Genomic DNA, 13,106 nt, shown 5'->3' with positions numbered 1-13,106 from the left:
CTTACGACTAGAAGGATTAGCTTAGCATGTTGACCCATGCGCATACCGAACAGAAAATGGTACCAATTGCCGCTACCACTGGCCAGACAAGCCCGCATTGCGTAAACTGCCGTCCTTCCGGACCGGACCCCGGAATCTCATTTAGCGCGACGCTAAAGCACTCAATAAATTCTCCGGCCAATGAGTAATTATTATGTCGTTACCCCCTACCTCTGGCGCAGACGCGTCATCTACCGTTGTGATTTATTCCGGCGGCATGGACTCCTATACCGTTCTTCACCGCGCAATAAAAGAAGGGCTCGAGGTTCATGCGCTCTCATTTGATTATGGCCAACGCCACGCCAAAGAACTGGACATAGCGAAAGCCGTTTGTAAGCAGCACAATATTCCCCATCAAGTCGTTGATATACGTGCTATTCACGGTTTAATTGATAACTCAGCGCTGACCAACCCAGATATATCAATGCCTGAAGGTGACTACGCTGCTGATAACCTCTCTACCACCGTTGTCCCTAATCGCAATATGATTCTGCTTTCGTTAGCTATTGCTAAAGCGGTTAATGTCGGGGCGGGGCGTGTCGATTACGGCGCCCACGGCGGTGATCATATTCTCTACCCTGACTGCCGCCCTGAATTTGTTAACGCAATGAATCAGGTCGCTGGCATCGCTAATTTTGAACCGGTAACGCTGCATGCACCTTATCTAGCATCGAGCAAAGCCGATATCTTGCGTGATGGTTTAGCAATGGGCTTGAACTACCGTGATACCTGGACCTGCTATGAAGGACGTGCGCTGGCTTGCGGCAAGTGTGGCAGCTGCCGTGAACGTCTGGCGGCGTTTGCAGCTAATGATGTTGCAGACCCACTGGCGTATGAATCGACTCCTGCACAGGTTATCGACTGATGTATCACGTCAAAGAAGCTTTTTATACTTTGCAGGGCGAAGGTGCTCAGGCAGGCCGTGCCAGCGTATTTTGCCGCTTTAGCGGCTGCAATTTGTGGTCTGGGCGTGAAATCGATCGCGCCAGCGCAAAATGCTCCTTTTGCGACACCGATTTTATCGGTACGGATGGCATTAACGGTGGGCGCTTTAACACACCACGTGAACTCGCTGATCACATTAAAGCCCTTTGGCCAGTTCATGCGGGAAGAGCAACGCCCTACGTGGTATTCACTGGTGGCGAGCCATTACTCCAACTTGATACCCCGCTGATCGCACTACTGCACAACGCTGGATTTGAACTGGCCGTTGAAACGAATGGAACGCTCATGCCACCAGCAGGAATTGACTGGCTATGTGTTAGCCCTAAGGGCACTAATCCACTGGTGGTGACCCGTGGTGATGAGTTAAAGCTGGTTTTCCCACAATCTGTGGCGCCACCCGATCAATTCGCCAACCTGGACTTCAACCACTTTTTTTTGCAGCCGATGGACCACGGCATAGCGCAGAAGAATCACGCAACGGTTCAGGCAACCACCGCCTATTGCATGGCTAATCCCCAGTGGCGTCTATCGCTTCAAACGCACAAAATTGCAGGATTTGAGTAATGGCGTTATTTGTAAATCGTCTCAGCCATATTGATGTTTCACTGTGGTGCCCTACAAAAGGGTTGGTAGGCTGTAGCTGGCAAGTAGATGCTCAGTTGGATGGGGAGCTAGGCGAAGATGGTATGCTTTTTGACTTCGGGGAAGTTAAGCCTTGGATCAAACGCACACTCGATAGTGGCCTAGACCATACGCTGCTCGTACCTATCAACGCGCCCGGCATTAAGGTTACTGACTGCGCTGAAGGTATCTGCATTAGAACAGCGACTCCTTACGAAATGGAAGTTCGCGGGCCATCCCAAGCGTTTACCTTGCTCCCCTGGGATACCATCACTGTTGAACGTGTCACCCACTATTTAAGCTCACAGCTAACAAAGCAAGAGCAACGGCCAGCCAATGTCCATAGTGTCACCCTAACGCTGAGCGACGAGCCTATAGACGGCGCTGCCTATGGCTACACTCACGGACTGAAACGGCATCTCGGCAACTGCCAGCGGATTGCCCATGGCCACCGCTCGCGCCTGTTTATCTGGCAGCATCAAGCACGTCAACCAGCGCTTGAGCAGCGCTGGGCAGCATGGCTGGATAATCGATATCTGCTTGAACAGGCCGATATTGAAAGCCAGATTGATGACAAGCTGACTTGCCGTTACCAGTCTGCGCAAGGCACATTTTCGATCACGCTGCCTCAACAACGCTGCTGTGTACTGCCCAAGCCGACAACCGTCGAGAATATTGCTTTATGGCTTGCCAAGAGTATTGCAGAGCACAGCGGCCATAAAACACTGGTTCAAGCCTTTGAGGGGATTGATAAAGGCGCGACGGCAGAAGCGTCGCCATGAGTAGTCACGTATTCGCAACAACAGACACCGCCGCCTGTCGAGCAGGCTGCGGTGCTTGCTGTATTGCACCGTCGATTACCTCTTCTATACCCGGCATGCCAAATGGCAAACCGGCGGGCGTTCGATGCGTACAGTTAAGTGATGACAATCTATGCAGGTTATTTGGCGATCCTAGCCGTCCTGCCGTGTGTGAGCGGTTCGACTATGATGCTGATGTGTGTGGCGAACACCGAGAAGAGGCGCTCGCCACACTTAACTGGATGGAATCAACAACGCGTTAGTTGCCAACTCAGGTTTCGTTTTCAACACTTACCGCGTGGGGCAACCGTCTATCAAGCAGGCTAACCCAACGAACAAGCACTGGCGCATCACTATGGCTCACTTCACTCAATAAGCGTCTAAATGCTTCTTTGGCCTGCAGGTCGTTTGGTGCAATACGCGTCAACCAAAGTTCGAGCGCTGCAAGCTCCTGATGGCGGTTTCCATGCTCCCGAGCCTGGTTGATGGCCATTTCAGCCAGCGCCTTCACTTCATTAGCAGGGTGCCCGAGCAAATCGCGCACTTTAGCTAACTGCGTTGCCAACTCAGGTAAAAAGAGCGTTGTGCGTTCTTTAGCAATGACCAGACACTGATCCAGATAATCTTCAGCCGCTTTTAACTCTCCAAGCTCAATACACGCATCTGAGTACCATAGGACCGGACGCTGATAGCGATCACGTCCATTCAGCTCTGCCATCTGGTCTAGACTGTCCCGCACCTGCGCCAAGCCCCCTTGGTCGCCCGCAAGCGCTCGCTGCCAGCCAAGAATCCCCTGAGCAGAAATTTGCCATAGTTGCAAATCGGGCGTACCCGTCATTGCAGCAGCACGCTCAGCGTGTCGTGCAGCTAGATGCACATGGCCAAGCTGCCGATAAAGCGCGGCGGAAAACATCAACGCCATGGCAAGCGTACCTGGATGGCCAATTTTTTCAGCTAGCCGAATGGCGGAAGAGATATGCCGCTCTGCGCGCTGGTAGTCACCCCGCAAGCAGAGCGTCCAGCCTTGGAAAGAAGCAGCGGTTACTTGCGGATGATCAGAGAATGGCAGCCATTCAATCATCATTTGCGCATTGAGCGGGTCAATTTCGTCCAGGTGGTCATGCGCTTGCTGAATACGACCAGCCCAGTATTCGCAATGCGCCCGCGCATAATCTGCCAGCCTTTGGTAGCGCGGATCTTCTAAACGCCCAGCAATGTCTGCCAGCGTTGAGGCAAGAGCAAATGCATCGGCGTGGGCATAGCGCTGACTTCGGCCAACCCATAAGCCCCACTTAACCAAAAATATTTGCTCAAGATCTTCGGGATCTTCCGTGGCGGCGCCACCCGACTGGCGAAGCAACTCCCTCGCTCGCACGAAGCTCTCATGCGCAGTGGGCGAACCATGTCCCTCTAAGGCGAAGGCCGCTTGACCACGCACGGTCAGTAGGCTCACTTCGCGCTCAACTTCATGATCGACATGACGCAGGCTAGCAAGTCCGAAGTCTGCCATGCGCAGTGCCGTACGGTTAGCGCTTACCTTGAGGGCTTCCCGCGCGGCCAGTTCAAAGTAACGAGCGCCCCTGGCGTAGTGGCCACTGCGGCGTAGGTGGGTTGCAAAATCACCCGGGTGGCGGCTAATCCATACAGGGAAGCGTTCTTCAATTAGCGTGACTACCTGTTGATGAAGCTTAACCCGCACATCCCTAGGGCACGAAAGATAAGCGGCTTCTTGCAGCAGTTGGTGGCTAAACTGATGCTCCAGCTCCCCCCCGTCTTTATCCACTGGCTCGATAATTTCCAGTTGGCGCATGTGCTCAATCGCTTGGCACAGTCGCGGCTTTTCCCAACCACTGCACTCTTGCAGAAAATCAAGACGGAAACGCTTGCCTAATACCGCCGCTATGTGGGCAATTTCCCGATCACCTTCCAACTGGTCAATTCGGCTAGCTAGCAGTCCTAATAGCCCTTTGGGCAGCTCATCAAACTGCACACTGCGACCTTCGCGGCGATCCATATCTAAACGCCGACAAATCTCTTGCATATACAGTGGCACCCCGTCGCAACGCTCAATGATTTGATTGCGTAGCCGCGGGCTTAAATGAATGCGATACCGGCGGGATAACTGAGAAAGCAAGCGAGACGACTGCTGCGCATCCAGCCTTCCAAGGGTAATTTGCTGATCCCAGTGCAATTTGACCGGCAGTGACTCTCGGCCATGGTGACTGGCGACCAGCATAAAGGCAGTATTGATCGGCAACCGAGCTTGTAGCCCTGCCAACACCTTGAATGAAGGTTCATCAAGCCATTGCAGATCATCAATCATTAGTACCAATGTCCGTGAACTGGCCAGATGATCGATTAAGCGGTGTAACAGCTTTACAACTAGCTCAATAGCCTCACCATTCTGAGTTAACTGGGCCACTTCTTGAACATCACGCACACCGAGCGCTTCTTCAAGCAATTGCTGACGACCATCCTCCAAAGGCTCTAAGGAGAGCGTTTCTTGCAGTTGACGAACAGCTTCACAGGTTGGCGTTGCTTCAACATACCAAGCGAGCAGAGTACGTGCGACACCGTAGGGCTCTAGCACCGATAGCCGCGTCGTTGGCTGCCAACAAATGGCAGCATCACGACTCAGTTCTAACTGGCGAAAGCCCACCATTAGCGCAGATTTACCCATCCCGGATGCACCACGTACTAGTACGCTCTGGCGCAAGCCAATGCCGGCCCTCGCCAACGCATCTCTTAGCGTGCGTAGGGATGTTTCTCGACCCACTAAACTGGGAGGTAGCGCATCTCTACCGCCCTCATTCACTCCCAGCACTAACGCTCTCAGGCGAACGCGGCCATCGCTAGCCACTAAGCGAGATACCAACCGCGGTTGCAAATCAAGTGCAGGCGGCATGTGCTGACTGGCTTCTTGGGAGATCACCAACTCGCTACCCTCAGCGGCACTCATTAACTCCAGTGATACTTGGGTCACTTGGCCAAGCGGGTCAGCTAGCTGACGTTCAGGTAGATAAACCACTCTTCCGCTATTAAGACCTGCGGCGAGCTCAAATTTTGGAGGATCACCGTCACCGACCCAGTGACGTTGGGACTCTAAAGGCAACGCCAGACGGCAGTGCTCATAAAGCGCAACCAGCTCTGCCAACTGATGAGCCGGACCATGGGTACCAAAGCAGGCCAAGCCAAGCCCACCTGTTGCGCCCGGCAACCAGAAGCCACCTAAGTGATGACACTGCTGTTCTAACCAGCGCAGTAGCTCTAATTGAAGCGCCAAACAGTTTCGGGTAGCCGCGCGATCTTGCCAATCACCTTGTAACTTAAGCCGGATAGCCATCACAGATAACTGGCGCAGCTCAATTTCATCTTCGCGAAGAGGCTTACTATCCGCGGCCAACACGCGCGAAAAAGCGCCTTGCGGGCTCAATACACGCGGATCATGGTGACCATCTGACCAATAATTAGCTAATTGTAGAAAGCTCGGTTCGGGCTGCTGTCCAGAAAGCGCTAACAACTGTAAATAGCTGTTGTACTGCTCATGGGCAGCCGCCATCTGGTTTTTCTCGGCCAACTGACGTACCAGACGTTCATGAAATGGACCGTAGCCAGAAAAGCGACTGACTAAACCTTCCAATAGATTGTCAGGTACATCGGCATGAGCATCTAGCACCTGTTCAGCGAAACGAATAACACGCTGACGCCACTCATTGCGCACCTGAACTAACCAGCGTTGAAATTCGCTGCAGTTGGCAAGCTGGAGTTCTTCTATCAAATCCCCCTGATAACACGACATCACCTCTTCGAGGTTCGCCAAATCTCGAGGGCCTTCCAACAATTGCTGTAATTCATGCAAGTCAACCCGCCAGTGGGCGGGCAACTGAAAAGCGATGGTCTGGCGAGATACGTTCAACACTTGCTCGGCATTGTCCCCCATCGACTGACGCAGACAGTGAAGCGCATGACGTAGGTTGGTTCTGCCCGATGACAGCCCCTGGTCTGGCCAAAGCAACTCTGCGAGGGAAGCTCGGTTGACCGGCTGTCGGTGCAGCAACAAATAAACGAGCAGCGCTTTTACCTTGTCATAACTGAAGTGCGTCAGCACATCTTCTCCTTGTGATAAAGAGAAATGGCCAAACAGGGTCAGTTGGTCTGTCTCACGAGCATCGCGCATGATACATATCCTACCTAGACTAGCGGTGGCTTAAGCAGGCACACCGCTATGAAAACGAAAAGCCGTATCTGGCGAAGTAATCAACTCCGCTTCACGCGCCACAAAAAAGGCGATTCTGTCATCTATTGATGCCGATGTTTGCTGTCTTGCAAGTAGCAAATAGTCTTCAAAGTGACGGCCTTCAGACTTCACTAACGTGCGATAGAACTTGGCAAGCTCTTCATCTAAATAAGGAATTAAGCGCGCAAAGCGCTCGCAGCTACGTGCTTCAATGAGCGCACCAATAATTAACACATCAATTAAACGGTCAGGATCATTGCTACGCACATGCTTGCGCAAGCCTTCGGCATAGCGTGACGCAGTAAGATGACGATACGCCACGCCTCGCTTCTCCATTAAGCCAACTACCTGCTCGAAATGCAGCAGTTCTTCTCGAGCTAGTTGCGACATCTTGCTTAATAGTAACGGCTGATCAACGTAACGATAGAGCAAGCTCATTGCCGTTGAAGCGGCTTTTTTCTCACACTGAGCATGGTCAATAAGAAGTATCTCTGGGTTATCCAGCGCCCATTGCAGCCAAGCATCAGGCGTTGAGCAAGCAAGAAACTGATGGAGACATTCTGGCAGTAAATCATCCGCTTGAAGCGCATGACCTACAGGTTGCAACCTATTTAATTGTATCGACATAACACCATTACCAAGCGCTTATCTCACTATTGTACAACATATAAACGCCCTGGGCGTTTGTTCCCTGCCATTACGCTCGCTGTTGAAAGAGCCGTAACAGCACTTTTTATATAGCACATATCTAATATAAAATTACGCTTATATTGAAGCTCCACACCACAATATCCGCGATTCAGCTGTCGTAGTGATAATAATACGACGAAATGATCAAACAGTATGGTAACGCGGCATCACAATAATCACACGCGCCCTCACCCTCAATTACGCCTGTTCGGTAAAAAACTTCCACCCGCTGGATTAATTAAGAAAAAAACGCGCTATTAAGAAACCCTACACCATCTCCTCAACATAAAGTACAAGGTCCTCAGGAGCTTGCCGCCTTAACATTGTCGACAGTTTCCCGTAGAATCCACCTCATCCACCAGACGCTGTTTGTCAAGCGTATGTCACGTGTCCGGGCACATACTCAATACCGTGTGGGTATGCGCTCGTCACCATTAAGAAGATGAGAGGGCCCCAACGTGCTTGAAGCTTACCGCCAACATGTCGAGGAACGCGCTGCAGAGGGCGTACCGCCCAAGCCCCTGAACGCCGAACAAGTCGCTGCCTTAATTGAGCTACTTAAAAATCCGCCGGCAGGTGAAGAAGAATTTATTCTTGACCTAATCACCAACCGAGTCCCCCCAGGCGTTGATGAAGCTGCTTATGTAAAAGCAGGTTTCTTAACCGCGATTGCTAAAGGTGAAGCCACCTCTCCGCTGATCGATAAGATCCATGCCGTCAAACTTCTCGGCACCATGCAAGGCGGTTATAACATCGTCTCCATGGTCGAACTATTAGACAACGAAGAACTTGCCCGTGAAGCTGGCGAACAGCTCAAGCATACCCTTCTCATGTTTGATGCGTTCCATGACGTTGAAGAGCGCGCCAAAAATGGCAATGCGGTTGCTAAAGACGTTATTCAGTCTTGGGCTGCTGCAGAGTGGTTCCTCTCCAAGCCTGCACTGGAAGAGAAAATCACCTTAACCGTCTTTAAGGTTCCTGGCGAAACCAATACTGACGATCTCTCTCCTGCGCCTGACGCATGGTCGCGCCCAGACATTCCGCTGCATGCCAATGCCATGCTCAAAAACGAGCGCGAAGGTATTGAACCCGAAGTGCAAGGCACGACTGGCCCGCTGAAACAAATTGAAGAAGTTAAAGCGAAAGGCTTCCCCGTTGCCTATGTGGGCGACGTCGTTGGTACTGGCTCTTCACGCAAGTCCGCCACTAACTCTGTACTCTGGTTCTTCGGCGACGACATTCCTTACGTGCCCAACAAGCGCGCTGGCGGCTTCTGTTTTGGTGCCAAGATCGCTCCGATCTTCTTCAATACTATGGAAGATTCTGGTGCACTGCCGGTTGAAATGGATGTTGCCAAACTGGAAATGGGTGACATCATTGATGTCTATCCATACGAAGGTAAAGTGTGCAAACACGGTACCGACGAAGTACTGACAACCTTCGAACTTAAAACCCAGCTGATTCTTGACGAAGTGCGCGCAGGTGGACGCATTCCGCTGATTATCGGTCGCGGGTTAACCGGTAAAGCGCGTGAATCGCTAGGCCTTGAGCCTTCTGATGTTTTCCGCCTACCAGACCAGCCGGTTGATACTGGTAAGGGCTTCACCCTTGCTCAAAAAATGGTCGGTAAAGCGTGTGGCATGGACGGCGTACGCCCCGGCATGTACTGCGAGCCCAAGATGACCACCGTTGGCTCTCAGGACACAACAGGGCCGATGACCCGTGACGAGCTGAAAGACTTAGCGTGTCTTGGCTTCCAGGCCGACTTGGTCATGCAGTCATTCTGTCACACTGCGGCCTATCCAAAGCCTGTCGATGTGGATACACACCACACGCTGCCTGACTTCATCATGAACCGTGGTGGCGTCTCTCTTCGCCCCGGCGACGGCATCATCCACAGCTGGCTGAACCGTATGCTGCTGCCCGACACGGTGGGTACTGGCGGTGACTCTCACACCCGCTTCCCGCTGGGTATTTCGTTCCCAGCAGGTTCTGGTCTGGTAGCGTTTGCTGCAGCGACTGGCGTCATGCCGCTGGACATGCCGGAATCCGTACTGGTGCGCTTTAAAGGTGAGCGCCAGCCGGGCGTGACACTGCGCGACCTGGTTCACGCTATTCCCCTCTACGCCATCAAGCAGGGACTGCTAACCGTTGAGAAATCCGGTAAGAAGAACGCTTTCTCTGGCCGTGTATTGGAAATTGAAGGTCTTGAAGACCTGACCGTCGAGCAAGCTTTCGAGCTTTCCGACGCTTCAGCAGAGCGCAGTGCAGCAGGCTGTACAATCACCCTGTCTGAAGAAAGCGTCACCGAGTACCTTAAATCCAACATCACACTGCTGAAGTGGATGATGGCGAATGGCTACGGTGACGAACGCACGATCAGCCGCCGCATCGAAGGTATGGAAGCATGGCTTGAGAACCCAAGCCTGATGCGTGCTGACAAAGATGCTGACTACGCCGAAGTCATCGAAATTGATTTGAGCGAAATTAAAGAACCCGTTCTTTGTGCGCCTAATGATCCAGATGATGCTCGTCTGCTATCAGATGTTGCTGGCGAAAAGATTGATGAAGTATTTATCGGTTCGTGCATGACCAACATTGGTCACTTCCGTGCAGCCGGTAAACTACTTGAAAAACAGCCTGCGGGTAGCCTGAAAACGCGCCTTTGGCTGGCGCCGCCGACCAAAATGGATCAGCACCAGCTTACCGAAGAAGGCTATTACGGCATTTATGGCCGTGCTGGCGCCCGCATGGAAATGCCGGGATGTTCACTGTGTATGGGTAACCAGGCACGCGTTGCAGCGAAAAGCACTGTTGTGTCTACGTCTACACGTAACTTCCCGAACCGCTTAGGTGATGGTGCAAATGTATACCTCGCCTCAGCGGAACTCGCAGCCGTCGCTGCCGTGGAAGGCCGCCTTCCAACCGTAGAAGAGTACCAGCGCTACATGAGTGAATTTGACGCACTCGCTGGAGAAATATATCGTTACATGAACTTCCACGAAATCGAGGAGTATCAAAAAATCGCCTCGAACGTGATTCCGGTTGCCCAAGAAGCTTGATGCTCTTGCAGTACCGAGAACTTATCGCCGATGCTCGCAACATCGCAAGAAGGATGACCATGTCTCCTTTTTGAGCCGATGACCGAACGCCCCAACCTGCTTGCAGGCTGGGGCGTTTTTTTATGGCCGTCTGACTTTCATCAATGGGTCTTCATGGGCTAATTTTGAAGACAATGCTTCATAGGAGCGTGTAATGACATATGCAACCCCTGTTGTCACACCAGATTTATGTGATGCGAATCCTGACGTAATAGTACTTGAACCGATGTTTGCTAATTATGGTGGCGTCGACAGTTTTTACGGCCCTATTCGTACCGTTAAGTGCTTTGAAGACAACTCAATGGTTAAGCAAGCTGTTGCCGAACCAGGTGATGGTGCAGTGCTAGTTGTGGATGCTGGCGGGTCACACCGCTGTGCCATGCTTGGTGATATGCTCGCCGAGCAAGCCGCTAAAAATGGCTGGGCTGGTGTGGTGATGTATGGCTGTGTACGGGACGTCGATATTCTTGTCACACTGCCACTTGGCGTTCAAGCGCTAGGTAACCACCCGCGCAAGAGCGAAAAGCGCGGCGAAGGACAACGCGATATACCCATTACCTTTGCAGGTGCCACGTTACACACTGGACAATGGCTTTACGCAGATAACAACGGCATTATTATCGCCGAAAAGCCGCTTGAGCTTTCCTAAGGCAAGGGCTTGCCAGGCGTGGTACTTAGTGCCACCCTGGTAATTCAACTCTGACAAAACTGTGACCATGCAGCCGCTTAACCAATTGGGCTACACCCTACTCCACACTCTGCGCGACCATCTTCGTCCTCTCATTGCCTATCACCTGCTCTTCACCCTGCTAGCCTCTGCTCTTGTAGTGCCATTGATTGCGTGGATCTCTCGGGCCTTATTAGCGCAACTCAACCGAACAGTAGTCACCAATGATGCGCTGATTACACTGCTATTTAGTCCACTGGGCTTAGTTGCGTTGCTCGTGGGTCTTGGTTTTGCATTCTTACTGATTTATTGGCAACAAGCAGGCATGCTGCTGGTGGCCGTCAGACCTAAAGACAACCACTACCGACTCGCCTTTGAAGCACTGTGGTTAAGCACACGCCGCTTACCAGCACTCGCGGGTCTGGTCATTCTTCAGGTAGGAGCCCACTTGCTGCTTCTAGCCCCCTTTATGATGGGCTTAACGTGGCTTTATGATGTGTGGTTAAGCGGTATAGATCCCTACTATTTACAACAAACCCGCCCAGCCTCGCTGTGGTATTTTATTGCTTGCGCACTGCCGTTACTGATTGTTTGGCTTGGGCTTGCGGCGTGGCTCTACCTGCGTTGGTTACTAGCGCTACCATTAGTAGCGTTGGACAACTGCTCCCCTTTCCCAGCACTTAAGCGTAGCGTGCACTTAACTCGCGGCTGGCATCGTTCGATTGGCGTGGCGGTCTTGACACTGCTGATCGTCATTATCAGTCTGCCGATTATCTCTACATGGCTATTTGATAGTGTCGTGACGCCTCTGTTATGGGGGCTACCCGAACATAATGCCGTGCTGATTCCAGCGATGTTGGCATATTTAACCAGCTACGTACTGATTACGTTAACCATTACATTTTTAGGTATTGCCACTAATGCCCTCCTATCAGCGTGCTTATACTTGCAGCTGGCTTTTCGAGAGACACGCCCTTCCCCTCGATCAGAACACGCCCACCCTGGTCGCCTTGCGTGGGCGATTGAACTAAGCGTACTACTACTGGCGGGGCTACAAGCATGGTGGATACTCAATAGCTTTGAAATACGCGATAACGTAGCGATCATCGCCCACCGAGGAAGCTCGATGGTAGCGCCGGAAAACACCCTAGCCGCGATAAGACAAGCGCTTGAGGACGGTGCCGATGCCGTAGAGCTGGATGTTCGCCTTAGCGCTGACAACCACGTGCTTCTTTACCATGACCGCAGCTTGGCCCGACTAACAGGTGATCGGCGAGAGTTTGACTCACTCACTAGGGCAGAGTTGAGCAGAGTTGATGTCGGCAGTTGGTTTGGCGATGCCTTCCAAAACGAGCGAATTGCGGGCTTGGATGATGCCTTGGCGCTAGTGCGAGGGCGCGCCAGCTTAATGATTGACATGAAACCCTCACCTGGCGATGAAGAGAGGCTTGCTCGCGCCGTGTTAGCAACCCTTGAAGCAGAAAGCGACATTCGTTATCGCTGCTGGGCAACTCAGCATAACGCGCTCAATGCGAACGCGAACTGCGGGTTTCCAAATGTATTCTTGGAAATGCGCATGGCGACCATGGCACCCAGCATGGTGACTTATTTAAAACAGCAAGCCCCTGAATTACGCATTACCTTACTCGCCCAACTGATCTTGGCTGGCACACTGGATCGACGCCAATTCGATGCTTTAGGCCTGCGTCATAACCGTATCACACCACAAGAAATTCGATTGGCAGCGCTTTATAACTACGAAATACACGCCTGGACAGTCAATGACCGAGCGCGCATGTCGGCACTGATTGATCTTGGGGTTGATGCGATAATCACTGACTATCCAGACCGTTTGAGCGAGCTAATAAAAGACCGCCGTGCGCTGAGCGACGGCGGTCTAATGCTGGTAAAACTGCGCAACTGGCTACGCCAATAGCTAAGGCCTCTTTATAAGCTTCAATCGCCCGGCGCAATGGTCGGGCGAAGCTGCAAAACAGTGCTGCGCG

At 52.2% G+C, this 13,106-nt stretch carries 9 protein-coding genes; 7 read left to right on the top strand and 2 right to left on the bottom strand.

Annotation, left to right across the window (positions count from 1 at the left end; all coding sequences use genetic code 11):
• The first annotated feature begins 193 nt into the window (after positions 1-193).
• Genes queC through NDQ72_09350 form a run of 4 tightly spaced genes read left to right on the top strand, consistent with a single transcriptional unit; the run spans position 194 to position 2,668 of the window.
• Positions 194-904 carry a 7-cyano-7-deazaguanine synthase QueC gene (gene queC / locus NDQ72_09365; GenBank protein WKD30130.1) on the top strand — a complete coding sequence of 237 codons (711 nt, stop codon included), beginning with the start codon at positions 194-196 and terminating at the stop codon, positions 902-904.
• Complete coding sequence (gene queE / locus NDQ72_09360) at positions 904-1,548, top strand: 7-carboxy-7-deazaguanine synthase (protein ID WKD30129.1); 645 nt, start codon at positions 904-906, stop codon at positions 1,546-1,548. Before queC ends, queE begins: the two co-directional genes overlap by 1 nt.
• Positions 1,548-2,387 (top strand): 6-carboxytetrahydropterin synthase, encoded by an 840-nt coding sequence (locus tag NDQ72_09355; protein ID WKD30128.1) that lies wholly within the window; start codon positions 1,548-1,550, stop codon positions 2,385-2,387. The genes queE and NDQ72_09355 overlap by 1 nt, the downstream gene beginning before the upstream one ends.
• Positions 2,384-2,668: a YkgJ family cysteine cluster protein gene (locus tag NDQ72_09350; GenBank protein ID WKD30127.1), complete on the top strand. Its 285-nt coding sequence runs from the start codon at positions 2,384-2,386 to the stop codon at positions 2,666-2,668. Before NDQ72_09355 ends, NDQ72_09350 begins: the two co-directional genes overlap by 4 nt.
• An 8-nt stretch (positions 2,669-2,676) precedes the next feature.
• Here the strand turns inward: NDQ72_09350 and NDQ72_09345 are convergent, their stop codons facing one another.
• Positions 2,677-6,582 (bottom strand): AAA family ATPase, encoded by a 3,906-nt coding sequence (locus tag NDQ72_09345; GenBank protein ID WKD30126.1) that lies wholly within the window; start codon positions 6,580-6,582, stop codon positions 2,677-2,679.
• Between the two features lie 30 nt (positions 6,583-6,612).
• Entirely contained in the window at positions 6,613-7,269 is a 657-nt protein-coding gene (locus NDQ72_09340; GenBank protein ID WKD30125.1) for a tRNA-(ms[2]io[6]A)-hydroxylase, read from the bottom strand.
• 521 nt (positions 7,270-7,790) lie between these two features.
• On the opposite strand from NDQ72_09340, the gene acnB reads away from it, so the two are divergent.
• The 3 genes from acnB (at position 7,791) to NDQ72_09325 (ending at position 13,036) form a co-directional block, all read left to right on the top strand.
• A complete protein-coding gene (acnB, locus tag NDQ72_09335) occupies positions 7,791-10,394 on the top strand; it encodes a bifunctional aconitate hydratase 2/2-methylisocitrate dehydratase (protein ID WKD30124.1) in 2,604 nt (867 codons plus the stop codon).
• A 193-nt stretch (positions 10,395-10,587) separates the two neighbouring features.
• Positions 10,588-11,082 carry a ribonuclease E activity regulator RraA gene (gene rraA / locus NDQ72_09330; GenBank protein WKD30123.1) on the top strand — a complete coding sequence of 165 codons (495 nt, stop codon included), beginning with the start codon at positions 10,588-10,590 and terminating at the stop codon, positions 11,080-11,082.
• 67 nt (positions 11,083-11,149) lie between these two features.
• Entirely contained in the window at positions 11,150-13,036 is a 1,887-nt protein-coding gene (locus NDQ72_09325) for a glycerophosphoryl diester phosphodiesterase membrane domain-containing protein (protein ID WKD30122.1), read from the top strand.
• Positions 13,037-13,106: the final 70 nt, after the last annotated feature.

It is taken from the genome of Halomonas sp. KG2, from assembly GCA_030440445.1.
Lineage (GTDB): Bacteria > Pseudomonadota > Gammaproteobacteria > Pseudomonadales > Halomonadaceae > Vreelandella.
This window is presented reverse-complemented; position numbering and strand designations above follow the sequence as displayed.

Excerpts from the sequence above, each read along its gene's own strand:
- queC (WKD30130.1), top strand. The coding sequence starts at position 194 with ATGTCGTTACCCCCTACCTCTGGCGCAGACGCGTCATCTACCGTTGTG.
- queE (WKD30129.1), top strand. The coding sequence starts at position 904 with ATGTATCACGTCAAAGAAGCTTTTTATACTTTGCAGGGCGAAGGTGCT.
- NDQ72_09355 (WKD30128.1), top strand. The coding sequence starts at position 1,548 with ATGGCGTTATTTGTAAATCGTCTCAGCCATATTGATGTTTCACTGTGG.
- NDQ72_09350 (WKD30127.1), top strand. The coding sequence starts at position 2,384 with ATGAGTAGTCACGTATTCGCAACAACAGACACCGCCGCCTGTCGAGCA.
- NDQ72_09345 (WKD30126.1), bottom strand. The coding sequence starts at position 6,582 with ATGCGCGATGCTCGTGAGACAGACCAACTGACCCTGTTTGGCCATTTC.
- NDQ72_09340 (WKD30125.1), bottom strand. The coding sequence starts at position 7,269 with ATGTCGATACAATTAAATAGGTTGCAACCTGTAGGTCATGCGCTTCAA.
- rraA (WKD30123.1), top strand. The coding sequence starts at position 10,588 with ATGACATATGCAACCCCTGTTGTCACACCAGATTTATGTGATGCGAAT.
- NDQ72_09325 (WKD30122.1), top strand. The coding sequence starts at position 11,150 with ATGCAGCCGCTTAACCAATTGGGCTACACCCTACTCCACACTCTGCGC.